The sequence below is a fragment of the Litchfieldella anticariensis FP35 = DSM 16096 genome (assembly GCF_000409775.1).
Taxonomy (GTDB): domain Bacteria; phylum Pseudomonadota; class Gammaproteobacteria; order Pseudomonadales; family Halomonadaceae; genus Litchfieldella; species Litchfieldella anticariensis.
Genome location: NZ_KE332392.1, coordinates 449531 through 467357 on the forward strand (window position 1 = coordinate 449531; position 17827 = coordinate 467357).

General features: G+C 59.7%; 14 protein-coding genes. 12 read left to right on the plus strand and 2 right to left on the minus strand.

Annotated elements, in window-relative coordinates:
• The first annotated feature begins 105 nt into the window (after positions 1–105).
• Positions 106–696, plus strand: coding sequence for an oligoribonuclease (gene orn, locus L861_RS17625; protein WP_016418001.1), 591 nt, complete (start codon positions 106–108; stop codon positions 694–696).
• 79 nt (positions 697–775) lie between these two features.
• Here the strand turns inward: orn and queG are convergent, their stop codons facing one another.
• On the minus strand, positions 776–1888 hold the full coding sequence (gene queG, locus L861_RS17630; protein WP_016418002.1) for a tRNA epoxyqueuosine(34) reductase QueG: 1113 nt from the start codon (positions 1886–1888) through the stop codon (positions 776–778).
• 116 nt (positions 1889–2004) lie between these two features.
• Here queG and L861_RS17635 point away from each other — a divergent pair, with 116 nt between their 5' ends.
• From L861_RS17635 to L861_RS17685, 11 genes are all read left to right on the plus strand, one after another.
• Positions 2005–3516, plus strand: a complete 1512-nt coding sequence (locus L861_RS17635; RefSeq protein ID WP_016418003.1) for a bifunctional ADP-dependent NAD(P)H-hydrate dehydratase/NAD(P)H-hydrate epimerase — start codon at positions 2005–2007, stop codon at positions 3514–3516.
• On the plus strand, positions 3497–3994 hold the full coding sequence (gene tsaE, locus L861_RS17640; protein WP_016418004.1) for a tRNA (adenosine(37)-N6)-threonylcarbamoyltransferase complex ATPase subunit type 1 TsaE: 498 nt from the start codon (positions 3497–3499) through the stop codon (positions 3992–3994). Before L861_RS17635 ends, tsaE begins: the two co-directional genes overlap by 20 nt.
• Positions 3995–4089: 95 nt before the next feature.
• On the plus strand, positions 4090–5499 hold the full coding sequence (locus tag L861_RS17645) for an N-acetylmuramoyl-L-alanine amidase (protein ID WP_035568788.1): 1410 nt from the start codon (positions 4090–4092) through the stop codon (positions 5497–5499).
• The gene (mutL, locus tag L861_RS17650) at positions 5496–7430 is read left to right on the plus strand and encodes a DNA mismatch repair endonuclease MutL (RefSeq protein ID WP_016418006.1); all 1935 of its coding nucleotides are present in this window, start codon (positions 5496–5498) and stop codon (positions 7428–7430) included. Before L861_RS17645 ends, mutL begins: the two co-directional genes overlap by 4 nt.
• 30 nt (positions 7431–7460) lie before the next feature.
• Positions 7461–8399: a tRNA (adenosine(37)-N6)-dimethylallyltransferase MiaA gene (gene miaA / locus L861_RS17655; RefSeq protein ID WP_016418007.1), complete on the plus strand. Its 939-nt coding sequence runs from the start codon at positions 7461–7463 to the stop codon at positions 8397–8399.
• A 107-nt stretch (positions 8400–8506) separates the two neighbouring features.
• A complete protein-coding gene (gene hfq, locus L861_RS17660; RefSeq protein WP_016418008.1) occupies positions 8507–8752 on the plus strand; it encodes an RNA chaperone Hfq in 246 nt (81 codons plus the stop codon).
• 14 nt (positions 8753–8766) lie between these two features.
• Positions 8767–10080, plus strand: a complete 1314-nt coding sequence (gene hflX, locus L861_RS17665) for a ribosome rescue GTPase HflX (RefSeq protein WP_016418009.1) — start codon at positions 8767–8769, stop codon at positions 10078–10080.
• Between the two features lie 121 nt (positions 10081–10201).
• Positions 10202–11407 (plus strand): FtsH protease activity modulator HflK, encoded by a 1206-nt coding sequence (gene hflK / locus L861_RS17670; protein WP_016418010.1) that lies wholly within the window; start codon positions 10202–10204, stop codon positions 11405–11407.
• The gene (gene hflC / locus L861_RS17675) at positions 11407–12312 is read left to right on the plus strand and encodes a protease modulator HflC (protein WP_016418011.1); all 906 of its coding nucleotides are present in this window, start codon (positions 11407–11409) and stop codon (positions 12310–12312) included. Before hflK ends, hflC begins: the two co-directional genes overlap by 1 nt.
• Positions 12313–12405: 93 nt before the next feature.
• Positions 12406–13587 carry an ATP phosphoribosyltransferase regulatory subunit gene (locus tag L861_RS17680; RefSeq protein ID WP_016418012.1) on the plus strand — a complete coding sequence of 394 codons (1182 nt, stop codon included), beginning with the start codon at positions 12406–12408 and terminating at the stop codon, positions 13585–13587.
• Between the two features lie 99 nt (positions 13588–13686).
• Entirely contained in the window at positions 13687–14982 is a 1296-nt protein-coding gene (locus L861_RS17685; RefSeq protein ID WP_016418013.1) for an adenylosuccinate synthase, read from the plus strand.
• Between the two features lie 70 nt (positions 14983–15052).
• Here the strand turns inward: L861_RS17685 and L861_RS17690 are convergent, their stop codons facing one another.
• Complete coding sequence (locus tag L861_RS17690; protein ID WP_016418014.1) at positions 15053–17767, minus strand: tetratricopeptide repeat protein; 2715 nt, start codon at positions 17765–17767, stop codon at positions 15053–15055.
• Positions 17768–17827 lie beyond the last annotated feature (60 nt).

Genomic DNA, 17827 nt, shown 5'->3' on the forward strand with positions numbered 1-17827 from the left:
AGGGTCTGTACAATAGGAGGCATTGTAACCACCCTGAACTGGGCTGTCGCGATATCACCGGTATCGATCAGCCTGGATCTTACTTCGCTACTAGGAGTCTTTCTCATGTCGGATACTCGTGCCACCACTCCACGCCAGGATTTGCTGGTGTGGATCGACTTGGAGATGACAGGTCTGGATCCCGCTCGCGAGCGCATCATCGAGGTGGCCACGCTAATCACCGACAACGAGTTGAACCTGATTGCCGAGGGCCCGGTGATTGCCGTGCACCAGCCTGATGGCCTGCTCGCTGCCATGGATGATTGGAACCGTAAGACGCATGGCGAGTCGGGACTCGTCGAACGGGTCAAACAGAGCAAGATCGATACGGCGACGGCTGAGCGTCAGACTCTCGAGTTCCTCAAGACCTATGTGGTGCCGGGCTCCTCCCCTATGTGTGGCAACAGTGTGCACCAGGATCGACGCTTCCTCGAGCGGGAGATGCCGGAATTGCTGGCCTTCTTCCATTACCGCAACCTCGATGTCTCGACACTCAAGGAGTTGGCCAAGCGCTGGAATCCTTCCGCCATGAAAGGCTTCGAGAAACGCAATGTACATCTGGCCTTGGACGACATCCGTGAATCGCTGGCTGAATTGGCCCATTACCGCCGGACGTTTCTGCGGCTGGAAGGCGATGACTCAGACGAGGAAGAATAACCCCTGCGGGGAGCTGTAAGCCTTAAGCGATAAGCTGTAAGAAAAACCTATTTGCCAGCGCCTTGTGGGAGATTTTGGCTTACGGCTTACGGCTTACGGCTATTAGCCGTTCCCGCTTCTCCCGCTGTCGCTCCAGCGCCCAGTGCACGTGCTCGCGGACCAGGTCGGAAGGGTAGGCCAGCCGCGCTCGCAGAGCCGCTTCGACGGTTTCGCTCCAAGGGGCATTGCCGAGCCCCACCGCCAGGTTGCGTAACCAGCGTTCGTAGCCGATACGGCGAATGGCACTGCCTTCGGTCTTGGTCAGGAACTCTTCCTCGCTCCAGGCAAACAGGGTGACCAGCTCGGCGCGATCGAGATCGTGGCGTGGTGCGAAGTCGCGCTCATGGCTTGCTCGCGTGAAACGCGTGAAGGGACACACCAATTGGCAGTCGTCGCAGCCGTAGACACGGTTGCCGATCGCCTCGCGGTACGCTTCGGGTATGGAGCCGTGCAGTTCGATGGTCAGGTAGGAAATGCAGCGCCGTGAGTCGACCACCTTGTCATCGACGATGGCACCGGTAGGGCAGGCCGTTCGGCATGCCGAACAACTGCCGCAGTGTTCACTGTCGAAGGGTTCGTCCACCGGTAGCGGCAGGTCGGTGTAGAGTTCGCCGAGGAAGAACAGCGAGCCGGCCTGAGGGTTGAGCAGCATTGAGTTCTTGCCGAACCAGCCAAGCCCGGCTTTCTGGGCCAGGGCACGTTCCATTACCGGTGCCGAGTCGACGAAAGCCCGGTAGCCGAACGGGCCAACTTCGTCCTCGATATATTGAGCGAGGCGTGCCAGGCGTTTGCGGATCAACTTGTGGTAGTCACGACCCAGGGCATAGCGTGAGACATAGGCCTTGTCAGGCTGTCCCAGCACTTTGGTGGTTTCCACTTCGGGAGGCAGATAGTCCATGCGTACACTGATCACGCGCAGGGTTCCGGGGATCAGTTCGTTCGGGCGGGTGCGCTTGTAGCCATGCTTGGCCATGAAGTCCATCTCACCGTGGTGGCCAGCCGCCAGCCAGCGCTCGAGATAACGCTCGTGCGTCTCGAGATCGGTATCGGTGATGCCGACTTGCTGGAATCCCAACTCGCGCCCCCAGGTCTTGATGGAGTCGGCGAGTGCACTCAAGTCAGTGGCATCGAGTGCGGTAGTAAGTGACGACATGCAAGGAAAAGCGAAAACTCGCGCGAAAAAACGTGGAAATACAGCGCAAGGCGCTTGGCGGTTGGAAAGAACACCCTACACTAGAAGGCATATCGTCGTCATATGCGAAGAAGCCGATGTTAGCGTCGAAAGGACACCCCTTATATCTGGCCGAACAGGTACGCGAACTCGATCGGCGTACCATCGCTTCGGGGGTCGAGAGCTTCGGTTTGATGCAGAGTGCTGCCATGGCGGCCTATGATGCCTTGCGAGCACGTTGGCCCCAAGCGCGACGCTTGAGTGTGGTTTGTGGCGGTGGAAACAACGCCGGGGATGGCTATGTGATTGCCGCCTTGGCGGTGTGCGATGGCATCGACGTACAACTCGTTGCAGTGCGCGACCCGACAACACTGACGGGGGATGCTGGCCGTGCCCTGGAGATGGCGAAGAAGGCGGGGCTTCGTGTGCAAGCCTGGACTTCCGACCTCGAACTCGATGGGGAGGTGGTCGTCGATGCTTTGCTGGGAACCGGCTTGAACGGCGAGGTGCGTGAGCCTTTTCGGGGAGCCATCATGGCTATCAATGCCAGCGGCAAACCGGTGCTTGCCGTGGATATCCCTTCAGGGTTGTCGGCAGACAGTGGCGCGGTACTGGGATGTGCCATCGAAGCCACGCTGACGGTCACCTTCATCGGGGACAAGCTGGGCTTGCATACCGGGGCGGCGGCGGCGCATGTCGGAGAGCATCGTCTGGAAGCCTTGGGCGTCGATGTGAGCCAGTATGACGACTTGCTGCCCGTGGCGCGTTTGCTCCATACCGAACTGCTCGATGCTTGGTTACCGCCCCGGCGGCGTGATAGCCACAAGGGCGATCATGGGCACGTGCTGGTACTTGGCGGTGCTCCAGGATTTGGTGGGGCAGCGCTGATGGCCAGCGAGTGCGCAGCCCGCCTTGGTGCTGGCAGAGTCAGCTTGGTTACGGCACCGGAGCATGTCACTGCCAGCCTGGTCCGTTGCCCGGAAGTGATGGTACATGGCATTCGTTCATCCACCGAGATCGCCGCGTTACTGCAAGCGGCCGACGTTCTGATAGTGGGGCCAGGGCTGGGGCAGGGGGCCTGGGGGCAGGGCATGCTGCAGTCGGCTTTGGATGCTGGCAAGCCGCTGGTGCTGGACGCCGATGCGCTCAATTTGTTGGTAACGCATTGGCCCCAGCTCGATCGTGACGACTGGATTTTGACCCCTCATCCGGGAGAGGCGGCGCGCCTGCTAGGCACGACAACGGCTCAGGTGCAGGCCGACCGCCCATGGGCAGTGCGAGAGCTGCAGCGTCGCCGCGGAGGAAGCGTCATCCTCAAGGGAGCTGGCTCCTTGGTGGCTGGACCGGAAAACATGAAGGTCTGTCCCTATGGTAATCCGGGTATGGCCAGCGGCGGCATGGGTGATGCACTTTCCGGCATGCTGGGGGCGTTGGTGGCACAGCGCCTGCCGTTGGAGGTGGCGGCATGCCTGGGTGTGGTGCTGCATGCCAGTGCCGCTGACACGGCGGCGAAAGCTGATGGCGAGCGTGGTCTGTTGGCCAGCGATCTGGCATGCTATGCGCGACGTTTGGCCAACCCTCGGAACCAGAATGCAGGCGAGACTCGATAACGAACAGGTCCAGGTCGCTTTTGGAGAAGCGCTTGGCAAGGCACTCCAAGGGCATGGTCGGGTTCATCTCGAAGGTGAGCTCGGGGCCGGCAAGACGACGTTGACTCGGGGAGTGCTGCGAGCCTACGGCTATCATGGTGCCGTCAAGAGCCCGACATATACACTGGTGGAGCCTTATCACCTGGACACGGTACGGGTCCATCACTTCGACCTTTATCGTCTTGCGGACCCGGAAGAACTGGAGTTCATGGGCGCGCGCGATCTGCTCGACAGCGAGTGTCTATGCCTGATCGAATGGCCGAACCGTGGGTTTGGTTGGCTGGGAACGCCTGACTTGCATGTCCATCTCACGGTCAGCGGTACGGGGCGTTTGGTAGAGGTGCAAGCGAGCAGCGATCATGGTACCCAGGTACTGGCGCGATTGGCAAAAGGCTGGCAGCCAGCGGGCGATACTACCGACAAGGAAAACCTGACATAACGATGAATTGTACGTTCGAAACTGCGATATCTGCCTGGATCCGTTCCTCGCGACTGCCGCGCTTTCCCGGGCGGGGCGTGTTGTCATCGCTGTGGATGATGGTGCTGGTGTCCCTGGCGACGTTCGCCAAGGCGAGTGAGGTCGACAATATGCGCCTGTGGGCAGCGCCGGATCACGCACGTCTGGTATTCGACCTTTCGGCACCGGCGCAGGCCGATGTCTTTACCTTGGATAATCCCGATCGTTTGGTGATCGACCTCGAGGACAGTCGTTTGCAGGCGAATCCCGATCACCTGAATCTCGAGGGCAGTGCTATCAGTGCGGTACGTACCGGTGTGCGGAATGGTACAGGATTACGTGTAGTACTGGATCTCAAGCGACATGTGGAGCCGCGCTACTTCACTTTGGCACCCAACGACCAGTATGGTCATCGGTTGGTGGTGGATCTCGAGTATCCCGGTGAGAGCGCCGTGGAGGACCCCATCGACCCCATCGAGGCGATGATTCGCGAGCAGGAGATCGTCGCTGCCCGCGCTCAGGCTGCAGGACAGGCCAGTGAAGAGGAAACGAATGCCGCGGCTCGGGCACTCCAACAGGCGCAACCCCACCCCAAGCGTGACATCATTGTTGCCATTGACGCGGGCCATGGGGGCGAAGACCCTGGCGCGATAGGCCCGAGTGGCACCCGTGAGAAGGATGTGGTCCTGGATATCAGTCGGCAACTGCAGCGGTTGGTCAACGATACCGAAGGTTTCCGAGCCGTCATGATTCGCGATGGCGACTACTACGTAGGATTGCGTCAGCGTACGCGGATTGCTCGTGAGCAGAAGGCCGACTTCTTCGTTTCCATCCATGCCGACGCCTTCAACAGTCCTCGGCCGCAGGGCAGTTCGGTCTATGCCTTGTCACAGAGTGGTGCCACCTCGGAGGCTGCCCAGTGGTTGGCGAACAGCGAGAATCGGGCCGACCTGATCGGTGGCGTGGACGGTAGCCTTTCCTTGCGAGACAAGGATGAAGTGCTTCGAGGTGTGCTGATGGATCTGACCATGACCGCTACGCTCAATGACTCATTGGCCATCGGTGGGCAGGTTCTTGACCAGCTCGGGCGAGCCAATCGGCTTCATAAATCGCGGGTCGAACAGGCTGGCTTCGTGGTTCTGAAATCGCCGGATATTCCCTCTTTGCTGATAGAGACCGGCTTCATTTCCAACCCGGACGAAGAACGGCGACTGAACGACCCCGTACACCAGCGCCAACTGGCACAAGCCGTCCACAGCGGGATAATGGTGCATTTCGAACGCAATCCACCGCCAGCCAGCTTGTTGGCCTGGGAACGCGATCAAGAACGCGGCAGCAGCCGTGATGAATATCGCATCCAGCCCGGTGATACACTCTCTGAGATCGCCTCTCGCCACCAGGTGACGTTGAGCCAGTTGAAACAAGCCAACGAGATCAACGGAGACGTGATTCGCGTTGGGCAGGTATTACGGATTCCTCGGTCATGACACAAGCCCGGCGTATTCATATTCTCAATCCACGATTGGCGAACCAGATTGCTGCCGGTGAAGTGGTCGAGCGACCGGCTTCGGTTGTCAAGGAGCTGGCAGAGAATGCCATCGATGCCGGTAGCCAGCGTATCGAGGTCGATCTCGAAAATGGTGGCGCCCGCCTGATACGGGTACGTGACGACGGCTCCGGAATTGCCGAGGACGACCTGCCGTTGGCTCTGTCGCGCCATGCCACCAGCAAGATCGAGTCACTGGAAGACCTGGAGGGGGTCGCCAGTTTGGGGTTTCGCGGAGAAGCCCTGGCCTCGATCAGTTCGGTATCGCGCTTGGAACTGATGTCCAATATCGCAGAGGATCCGCGTAGTGGCTGGCGCGTAGTGGCGGAAGGGCGACAGATGGAACCGCGGGTCAGTCCTGCACCACATCCTCGCGGGACCTCGGTCAGTGTCCGTGACTTGTTCTTCAATACCCCGGCACGGCGCAAGTTCCTGCGTACCGAAAAGACCGAGTTCGGCCATGTGGAGGAAGCTTTCCGCCGCCTGGCATTGTCACGTTATGACATAGGCTGGACGCTGCGGCATAACCAGAAGACATTGCACCAGCTACGCGGTGCCGATGACACTGCCGGTCGTGAGCGGCGCATTGCTGCGCTGTTGGGCAGCAAGTTTCTCGACAATGCCTTGCACCTTGACCTCGAGGCCAGTGGCTTACGGCTATGGGGATGGGTCGGGTTGCCGACACACTCTCGCGCTCAGGCCGATCAGCAGTATTTCTTCGTCAACGGGCGAGTGGTGCGTGATCGCTTGGTCGCTCATGCGATTCGCCAAGCCTATCGCGATGTGCTTTTCCACGGCCGTCACCCGGTTTTCGTGCTGTATCTGGAGGTAGACCCGGCGGTCGTCGACGTCAATGTGCATCCCACCAAGCACGAAGTGCGTTTCCGAGATGGTCGGCTGGTGCATGACTTTCTGTTCTCCAGTCTGCATCGAGCGCTGGGAGAGGTGCGTCCCAATGCCGTATCACCGGATGCCGCGCCAGAGCCAGCTTCGGAAGCGCCTCACGCGACGCCGGAGGCAGGTACCCAGCCTCGCTGGCAACAGCAGCCCATGGCGCTGCGGCCTTCGGTCGAGGAGGGCGAACGACATCCGGGGGCTGATCGTGTCAGGCAGTTCATGGCCGGTTACCATGCTCTGCATCCCGACCACGAAGAAACCCTGTTGACGCCGCAGCCGGCGGCTCCCGGCGGGGGAGCTGCTGGGACAGCACTCAACGAACGGTCTCGGCGCCAGCTCGAAACCCCGGTCCCGGCATCCGTGGCACTACCTGAAGACGATGCAACCCAAGCGCCACCGCTGGGATACGCCATTGCCCAATTGCACGGCGTTTATATCCTCGCACAGACCACTCGTGGCCTGGTGGTAGTCGACATGCATGCCGCTCACGAAAGGATCACCTATGAGCGTATGAAACACCAGGTTCATAGTGGTGCGCTGGAGGCACAGCCATTGCTGGTGCCGGTGTCGCTGGCAGCCAGCCACTCGGAAGTCGCCACTGCTGAAGCCGAGCGCGAGGCTTTCTCTCGCTTAGGGGTGGAACTCGATGTGGCCGGACCGGAAACCCTACTGGTGCGACAAGTGCCTGCATTATTGGCCGATGCCGACGTCGAGCCCCTGATTCGCGATATGCTCGGCGACTTGGAGCGTTATGGGCGTTCCAACCGATTGGAAGCACGGATCAACGAATTGCTCGCAACCATGGCCTGCCATGGCAGTGTGCGTGCCAACCGGCGTCTGTCCAGCGCCGAGATGAATGCCTTGCTGCGTGACATGGAGCGCACCGAGCGCAGCGGTCAGTGCAATCACGGCCGTCCGACCTGGACTGAAATGTCCATGCAAGAGCTCGACAAGCTGTTTCTGCGTGGTCAGTGAGAGCGACATGATCGGTGAGTGAGGATGTCGATGGCTGACGCGCGACCACTGGCGATTCTGTTGATGGGCCCCACGGCCGCCGGCAAGACCGATCTGGCGATCGCGTTGCATGAACGTCTGGGGTGCGAATTGATCAGTGTCGACTCGGCGCTGATTTATCGTGGCATGGATATCGGCACCGCCAAACCCCACCCCGAGGAGCTTGCTCGTGCTCCTCATCGCCTGATCGACATTCGCGATCCTGCAGAGATCTATTCAGCGGCGGACTTCCGTCAGGACGCACTGCATGAGATGCGACAAATCACCGCAGCGGGACGGGTTCCTCTCTTGGTTGGGGGTACCATGATGTATTACAAGCGTCTGGTCGATGGGGTGGCCAATCTCCCGGCAGCTGACGCTTCGGTACGTGCGGAACTCGAGTTTCAGGTTCGGCGACATGGGCTTGGTGCGCTGCATGATGAACTGACCCAGGTAGATCCCGCTTCGGCAGCGCGGATTCACCCCAACGATCCACAACGCCTGCTGCGGGCTCTTGAGGTCTATCGGGTCAGTGGGCGACCCATGAGTGAGCTATGGCAAGCGCAGCGCCCTGAAACCTTTCCATGGCGTACACTGTCGATAGGGGTGGCACCCGCCGAGCGGGAGTGGTTGCATGAGCGTATCGCCGAACGCTTCGAACGCATGCTCGAAAACGGCTTCATTGATGAGGTAGTCTCGTTGCGAGAACGCGGTGATTTGCATCTGGGGTTGCCATCGATGAAGTGTGTGGGTTATCGCCAGGCATGGGAATATCTCGAAGGCCGTTACGACGCTACCATGTTGCGTTACAAGGGAATCGCGGCGACACGCCAACTGGCCAAGCGCCAACTAACGTGGCTGCGCGGTTGGCCGAATTTGACGTGGGTCGATGCCCAGCGTAGCGATGCTCTCGATGAAATCCTGAAAATCGTGCGCCAATGTGGCACTTAGCGTAAGATACTCACTCCGCTTGGCGGGACAGTCGAGCCGTTGACAAACCATGTGCCACTCGATTGGCAGAAAAAACATCAAGCTAAGAGACAGTTAGGGAGAGCAAAATGTCCAAAGGGCAGTCCCTTCAAGACCCGTATCTGAACATCTTGCGCAAGGAGCGCATTCCTGTATCCATTTTCCTGGTCAACGGCATCAAGTTGCAGGGGCAGATCGAATCCTTCGATCAATTCGTCATCCTGCTGCGCAATACCGTGAGTCAGATGGTATACAAGCACGCTATCTCGACAGTGGTGCCGTCGCGTAACGTGCGTTTGCCGGCCCAGGACCCTGCGGCAGTGCAGGAAAGTTGATCGCGAGGTAGTGATTGTTTTTTGAACGACCCGACGCCGGTGAAACGGCGGTACTCGTCCATGTCGATTTTCAGGACGAACAGGAACGAGAAGATCCGGGAGAATTCCTGGAATTGGTACGTTCCGCCGGTGCCGAGCCGGCCACCCTGTTGCAGGGTAGCCGGCAACGGCCCGATTCTCGCACCTTCATCGGTAGTGGCAAGCTAGAAGAGCTGCAAGAGCTGTTGGCTATCCATCATGCCGAACTGGTGATCTTCAACCATGCCCTGAGTCCGTCGCAGGAGCGAAACCTCGAACGTGCACTCAAGTGCCGGGTGTTGGATCGCACCGGCTTGATTCTGGACATCTTTGCCCAACGGGCACGTACTCATGAGGGGAAGCTGCAGGTCGAGTTGGCGCAACTCGAGTATATGTCCACACGTCTGGTACGCGGATGGACCCACCTCGAGCGGCAGAAAGGGGGGATCGGCTTGCGCGGTCCTGGGGAGACTCAGCTCGAAACCGACCGCCGCTTGCTACGTGCACGTATCAAGTCAATCCACAAACGACTCGACAAGGTGCGCCGTCAGCGGAGCCAGAATCGCCGTGCGCGAGCTAGAGCGGAAATTCCCAGTGTTTCGCTGGTTGGCTATACCAACGCCGGCAAGTCCACACTGTTCAATGCCTTGACCAAGTCCGAGGTGTATGCGGCCGATCAGCTCTTTGCGACGCTGGATCCCACGCTGCGGCGCTTGGACATCGACGACGTCGGGCCGGTAGTGCTGGCAGATACCGTCGGCTTCATCCGCCATCTACCGCACAAGTTGGTGGAAGCCTTCCAGGCTACGTTGCAGGAAGCCTCCGAAGCCAGTTTACTGGTCCACGTGATCGATGCTGCCGATTCCGACCGCGATCTCAACGTGGCGCAGGTGCAAGCGGTACTCGAGGAGATTGGCGCCGAGGACGTGCCTACCCTGCGGGTCATGAACAAGATCGACCTGCTGGATAGCGCACCACGCATCGAGCGCGACGGCGATGGCCGTCCTGAAGTGGTGTGGGTTTCCGCACAGCGCGGGTTGGGGCTTGAACTGTTGTCCCAGGCATTGTCGGAATGCCTGGCGGAAGACGTGGTCGATACGCAGGTATCGCTTGCCCCCTCTCAAGGGCGCCTGCGGGCCAGTCTGCACGAGTTGGGTGCTGTACGCGAGGAAACCTTCGACGAACGCGGCAGGACGCTGCTGGATATCCGCCTACCCCGGCGGGACTTCCTGCAACTCATGGCGCGCTTGGGTGAAAATGCCAACGATTATCTGCCACCTGAATATCAGGAGCGGCCGGTGTGGGAGTGAGCCCAAGGAATTAAGTGGCCACAACGTTGGTAGAAGAATCATTGCAACCGATGTCATGGCGCCCGATGACGTGTAGCCTACGTCATCGACGCCAAGGTTTACTGCATAGTGGAGACGACGTATGGCTTGGAATGAGCCTGGTGGTGGCAATCAGCACGACCCCTGGAGTGGAGGTGGCCGACGCGGCGGAAGCGGCGGTAGTGGGGGTGGTGGTAACCAAGGAGGCCCCCCCGACCTTGACGAAGCGCTGAAGAAATTTCAGGACAAGCTGAACCGCATGCTCGGCGGTGGCCGTGGCAAGCGCGGTGGCGGCGGTGGCAAAGGAGGTGGTGGCCGTCGCAATACCTTCGCTTTGCCTGGGCTGCTGATCATTGTGGTACTGGCAATCTGGGCGGCTTCCGGTTTCTACCTGGTTGATCAGTCGGAGCGAGGTGTAGTGCTGCGATTTGGTAAATTCCAGCAGATCGTCACGCCAGGGTTACACTGGAATCCGCCGCTGATCGATGATGTGCGCATGGTCAATGTGACCCAAGTGCGCTCGTTGACGCAGACTCAGTCGATGCTGACCCGCGATGAGAACATCGTCGAGGTCGAAATATCGGCTCAGTATCAGGTTGCCAACCCGCGTGACTTCGTGCTCAACGTGCGCAATCCTCAGCTTTCCATCGAGAATGCATTGGACTCGGCTCTACGCCATGTGGTCGGTGGTACCGACATGATCGAGATCCTGACCTCAGGACGTGAAATCCTGGGTAGCACCGTGTCCAGCCGTTTGCAGTCCTATCTGGACAGCTATGGCACGGGTATCCGTCTGCAGACCATCAACATCGAGTCGACGTCGGCACCGGATGCCGTCATCGATGCTTTCGACGATGTGATTCGAGCCCGTGAGGATCGTCAGCGCACCATCAACGAAGCCATGGCCTATGCCAACGCCGTTATTCCGACGGCTCAGGGGCAGGCTCAACGCTTGATCGAACAAGGGCAAGGCTATCGAGAATCGGTAGTTGCAGAGGCTCAGGGGCAGGTCAACCGTTTCAACTCCCTGCTGTCCGAGTACCGGAATTCGCCCATGATCATGCGCGAGCGCCTGTATATCGATGCCATCAGTGAGGTACTGGGTGAGACCAACAAAGTCCTGGTCGATGTCAGCGAGAACAGCCCCTTGATGTATCTGCCGTTGGATCAGTTGCGTTCCGGCTCCGGTGGCCGCGATCAGAGCGAGGGGAATGTCTCGTCTGACGAGAGTCTTGACCCTCGTGTGCTCGAACGCACGCGTAGTCAGCAACAACAAGGCAGCAGCGGTATCCGCCGGGAGGGTCGTTAATGATCAACAATCGTTCCTTGCTCATCGTCGGGGGGCTCGCCGCAGCTGCCTGGTTGGCCAGTAACAGCCTTTACATCGTCGACGAGACCGAGCGTGCCGTGAAATTACGCTTTGGTGAGGTCATCGAGGAGAACATCCAGCCGGGGTTGCATTTCAAGATTCCCGTCACCCAAACGGTTCGCAAGTTCGACACCCGAGTGTTGACCCTGGATACCGATCCTAGCCGTTATCTGACGTTGGAGCAGAAAGCGGTGATAGTCGACTCCTTCGTTCAATGGCAGGTGACCGATCCGACACGCTATTACGAGGCGACGGCAGGCGACGAGATGATGGCAGTGCGCCTGATCCAGCCGCGTGTCGACGAAAGCCTGCGTAACGAGTTCGGGCGGTTGAACTTGCAGCAGATCATTTCCGAGCGTCGTGATGAGCTGATGTCTGGTCCGACGGAAGGGCTGGATAGCCTGCTACGCGATGAACTGGGTGTCTCGATCCTCGATATCCGCGTCAAGCAGATCGATTTGCCGCAGGACGTCTCCCAGGCGGTATATGATCGCATGCGTTCCGAACGTGAGCGCGAAGCTCGCGAGTGGCGGGCTCAAGGGCAAGAAGAAGCCGAACGCATTCGCGCCAATGCCGATCGTCGTCGTCAAGTGCTGTTGGCGCAGGCGGGCGAACGTGCGGAGACCTTGCGCGGTGAAGGGGATGCCGAGGCGGCAGCCATCTATTCCGAAGCCTATCAGCAAGACACGGAGTTCTTCTCCTTCTACCGTAGTCTGAATGCCTATCGTGAGAGCTTCTCGGGTGATGGCAATATGCTGATATTGGAGCCTTCCAGTGACTTCTTCCGCTATCTGAAGAGCCCTGATGTATTGACGAGAGGGGGAACTGAGGCCCAGGCCCAATAGGAGACCGCTCGTTCCGGCCCCGGGGTTCATCCCGGGGCCAAACGTGATAAACTCCATCAACCGGGCGTGGCCCGGTTTTTTTGTGGAGGAAATATGACCATCGCTGACCGCTGGCTGCTTCCCGACGGTATGGACGAAGTGCTACCGCCCCTGGCGGCGCGCATGGAAGAACTGCGCAGGGCGCTGCTCGACCATTACCACCGCTGGGGGTATGACCAGGTCATGCCGCCGCCGGTGGAATTTCTCGATTCGCTGCTGACCGGTACCGGTACCGATCTCGATCTGCAGACATTCAAGCTGACCGATCAGTTGACCGGCCGCATGATGGGTGTTAGTGCCGATGTGACACCGCAGGTGGCACGTATGGATGCCCACTCGCTGAAGCGTCAGGGGCCGGTGCGTCTTTGCTACTGTACGAACGTATTGCGTGCCAAGGCTGACCAGTATCAGGGGGGGCGCAGCCCAGTTCAGGTGGGAGTCGAACTGTTTGGTCATGCTGGTCAGCAGGCCGACTTGGAGATCCTGCATCTGGCTCTTTCAAGCCTGATGGTCGCTGGCGCCCAGGAAGTCCACTTGGCACTGGGGCAGATTGGCATCTATCGTAGTCTGGTGCAGGCTGCCGATCTCGATCCCGACCAGGAACGGGCGATTTTCGATGCCTTGGAGTTGAAGTCTCCCAGCGAACTGGCGTTGCGAGTCGCAGAAGGCGTGCAGGATCCGGCACTCGCCGAGATGTTCCTCGCTCTGGTCGAGCTGCATGGTGGGTCTGATGTATTGACGAAGGCGCGCGAGGCCTTTGCCGAAGCCCCTTCTGCAGTGAAGGCCGCCTTGGATCAGTTGGAGGCGTTGAGCGCTGGTGTGGCGACTGCCCACCCAGAGGTCGAGCTCTATTACGATTTGGCTGAATTGCGGGGCTATCAGTATCACACTGGGATGATGTTCGCTGCCTATGTGCCGGGCTATGGACAGGCACTGGCCAAGGGGGGGCGCTACGATGATACCGGACGGGCCTTTGGGCGTGCCCGGCCGGCCACCGGCTTTTCCATGGATCTCAAGCTGCTGGCTTCGTTATCGATACAGGAGCCACCTTGCGATGGGGTTTGGGCGCCTTGTGATGAAGCGCCGGAACTGGCCGAAACGGTGACTGCATTGCGCAATGCCGGAGAACGGGTGGTACAAGCCCTGCCGGGACAACATACTGGCCCGAAAGAACACCGCTGCAATCGCCACCTCATTCATCGGGGGGGGCAGTGGCGTGTGGTACCCCTGGAGTAAATGGAAAGAGGCGGTCAAGCCTCGCGGAAATGACATGCGTGACGGAACTGTCACGAGCGACGATCAATATATGCAGCGCTGACGCAAGAGACGAGACCAATGGGCAAGAACGTAGTCGTACTGGGTACCCAGTGGGGTGATGAGGGCAAGGGCAAGGTCGTCGACCTGCTTACGGAATCGGCCGCGGCCGTGGTGCGCTTTCAGGGAGGGCACAATGCCGGCCATACCTTGGTCATCGACGGTGAAAAGACCGTCCTACACCTGATCCCCTCCGGCATCCTGCGTGCTGACAAGACCTGCGTCATCGGTAACGGCGTAGTATTGTCGCCGGAAGCCCTGATCAAGGAGATTCATGAGCTGGAAGCCAAAGGGGTGCCAGTGCGCGAACGGCTCCGTCTGTCTCCCGCTTGCCCACTGATTCTTGCCTATCATGTGCGCCTCGATCAGGCGCGTGAGAAGGCCAGGGGCGTAGCCAAGATCGGTACCACCGGTCGAGGCATTGGTCCGGCCTACGAGGACAAGGTCGCACGTCGTGGCTTGCGTCTGGGTGACCTGCTGCATCGCGAGCGATTCGCTTCCAAGCTCGGCGAGGTGCTCGATTACCACAATTTCGTGCTGACCCAGTATCATGGCGAGTCGCCAGTGGATTTCCAGCAGATACTCGACGAAGCCATGGAAATGGCCGAGGAACTGCGCCCCATGGTCTGCGATACCGTCAGTCTGGTACATGATTTGCGCAAGGCCGGCGAGAACATCCTCTTCGAGGGTGCGCAGGGCTCGCTGCTGGACATCGATCACGGTACCTATCCCTTCGTCACCAGCTCCAATACCACGGCTGGTGGCACGGCAACCGGTTCTGGTGTCGGGCCGCTGTATCTCGATTATGTCTTGGGTATCACGAAGGCCTATACCACTCGTGTCGGTTCCGGCCCATTTCCCACTGAACTGTTCGACGAGTTCGGCCGTCATCTTGCCGAGCGAGGACACGAGTTCGGCGCCACTACCGGTCGCCCACGCCGCTGTGGCTGGTTCGACGCTGTGGCCTTGCGCCATGCGGTGCAGATCAACTCGGTTTCGGGCTTGTGTTTGACCAAGCTCGACGTACTCGATGGTTTGGAAAACATCCGTGTCTGTGTCGGTTATCGCAGCAAGGATGGTGAAGTACTCGATACCCCAGTGGATTCCGAAGGATACGAAGCCATCGAGCCGGTCTATCAAGACTTGCCCGGCTGGCGCGAATCTACCCTGGGGGTCAAACGTGTCGAAGACCTGCCGGCCAATGCCCGTTCCTATATCAGTTTCCTCGAGGAACAAGTGGGAACGTCGATCGATATCATTTCTACTGGCCCGGACCGCATCGAAACCATCGTCTTGCGCAATCCGTTCGACAAGTGATTGGGTTCCTCACAAACATACGAGCCGGCTGAACGCCGGCTCGTGTGTTTCCAGTCGTCGGCCTTCCACCTCATGAGCTGGGAGGCACTGCCTCCGCTTCACTGGCGGCTTCCGCCGCACTATCGTCAGTAAGCAACTGCCGCAAGGTTTGGAGAGCGAGTTGGCTTTCGCCCTGGATGACATCATCCAACCACAACAGTGCTTGCTCGCGATTGGCACCTGGTAGGCCATTGGCCGACAGATAGGCTTCGGCGAGTGCCAGGCGAGCGCTGGGGTGCCCCTGGATGGCAGCCTGGAAGAGATATTCAGCCCCTTGTTGGCGGTCCTGCTCCAGGATCTCGCCACGCACGTACTCGCGACCAAGCGTCGCCTGGGCACTGGCATCGCCTTGATCGGCAGCTTCACGCAACAGTTGGTGGCCGCGTTCGATATCTTGGGAGATGGCCCCTTCGCCACGTAGCAGAGCCCGCCCCAAGTTGGCTCGGGACGACAAGTTGCCGGATTCAATGGCTACGTTGAACCAACGTTCGGCCTGTTCGGCGTCCTGGGGAACACCGTTCCCTTCCTGATAGGCTTGGCCGAGCATGTGAGCAGCATGTGGATTGCCAGCCTCGGCGGCGCCACGCAGATATTCGAGCCCCTGTTCCTTGTTCTGCTCGACATGCTCGCCCGTCAGATATTCCTCACCCAGTGCCAATCGTGCGCCTTCATGACCACTGGCAGCGGCTTGCTGCAGCAGAGCGATACCGCGTTCAGGGTCTGGCGCGGTCAGGTTGCCTTCGATCAGTATCTCGCCCAGGTCGGCCATTGCACCGGGATGGCCTTGGGCCGCTGCGGCTTCGAGATAGTCGACCCCTTGGGCTGGGTTGGGACCATCGAGATATAGTCGCCCAAGGCTGGCAGCGGCGCCGGGGTGTCCGGCATTGTGGGCACGCTCCAACCAGACTCTAGCCTGTTCCGAATCACGCTCAACGCCGTTTCCATCGAGGAAAGCGCGGCCAAGATCCGCCATGGCACCGGGATCGCCATCCTCGGCAGCCTCGATCAAGGCATGGATATCGCCGCGTGCCCCTTGCTCACGCTGGGTTTGCGTCAAGGCTTCATAGGCGGAGGGGTGGCCGGCCTGTTTGGCCATTTCCAGCCAGAGCACCGACTCGTGGAGATCCTGAGGAACGCCAGTACCCTCGCGGAAGGCGCGCCCTAACACCACCATGGCATAGCTGTCGCCCTGGCGAGCGGCTTCTTCGAGCAACGCTCGCCCTTGAGCGGGTCGCTGTTCGCGCAGTGGGCCTGAGAGATAGGCCTCACCTAGTGTGGTCATGGCGGTGGTATCGCCCGCATCCGCTGCGGCTTGGAGCAATTCTTCAGCTTGTGTCGGCTCGAAGTCCAGCACCTTACCTTCGAGATAGGCTGCGCCAAGCTCGCGCATGGCCGATGTTTGCCCTTGGTTAGCCGCCTCACTGAGCAGTTCGACAGCACGCACCGGGTCGGGCGCAATACCTCGGCCATTGAGATAGACGCTACCGAGCTGGGCCGTGGCATACGGGTGACCGAGCTCATGGCCACGCTGCAAATAGTCGACGGCTAGCAGAGGTTGGGTCGGGACGTGCTCACCACTGAGGTAAACCTCGCCTAGTGCCGCTAGCGCCAAGGCATCATTTCGCTGGGCGGCTTGTTCGAGCAGGGCGATGCCGCGCTGAGGAGTGGTGGGAAGAAGCGATTCGCTATCCAGATAGGCGCGCCCTAAAGTTGTCATTGCATCGGCGGAACCCTGAGAGACAGCCTGTTGCAGCCACTGTTCGGCTCGGACTGGATCGGGGCTCACATTGCCTTCGCCCAGCAGGGCCTTGCCTAGCAGGGCCATGGCGTCGACATTGCCGTTCTGGGAGGCCTGTTCCAGCATATTGAGGCCACGTTGCGGGTCATTGGAACTTAGCAGGGCTTGCCCGGCGTTGACTAATGCTGAGGTGTTGCCCCTTTCGGCGGCCCGCAGTAGCCAGTGCAACTGGCGTTCCGGTTGAGGTCCGAGTAAGCCATCCTCTGCATAGAGCTGTCCCAGATCTATCATGGCATCCACATCGCCGGCGGTGGCCTGCTGTTCTATGACCGTGGCGTACCGCTGTGCGTAGTTCTGAGAGCGCGCAGGGTCTTCCTCCAGCCAACCGCCCGGTTGGTGAGCTTTGGCGAGTTCGAGCCAAGCGCGTTTGTGTCCCTGTTGTGCAGCCTGTTGGTAGAGGCTGGCAGCCAATTTCGGGTCAGCATTGACGTTGTTACCTCCGGTCGCCAACAGGTCGGCGAGCATCAGCTTGGCATCGCGACCGACCTGCTCGTCGATTGCCTGACGAAGCAGGTGATAGGCCAGCACGTCGTTGCGTTCCACGCCGTCGCCTTCCCGAAATAGCTTGGCCAGGTTCATGGAGGCATTCCCGCGGATCGAGGAGGGTTGGCTGATGGCTTCGGCGTAAAGCTTCGCTGCTTCGCGGGTATTGCGCTCGACCCCCTGACCTTTCTCGTAGAGCTTGGCCATTTCATAGTAGGCGGGAGGATTTTGGTTGCCCCATGCCATCAGCGATTCCAGCTGTTCGATGGCTTGTGCATAGTTGCCGGCTTCGATGGCCTGCTGGGCTCTATTCACACTATCCCAATCTGTGTCGGGAGCCATGCCTTCAGCAAACCACGCCTGATACTGGGGTGGGACAGGTGCTGTGGCATGCTGGCCACCGGGTTGCCCGGATTGTCCCCCGGTAACGCAGCCGCCGAGCGAGAGTAGCAGCGCAGTGGTCATCAACCACCTTCGGCATGACCCAGAAGATAGGGTGGGGATCTCGGTTTTCGGTGTGTTCAT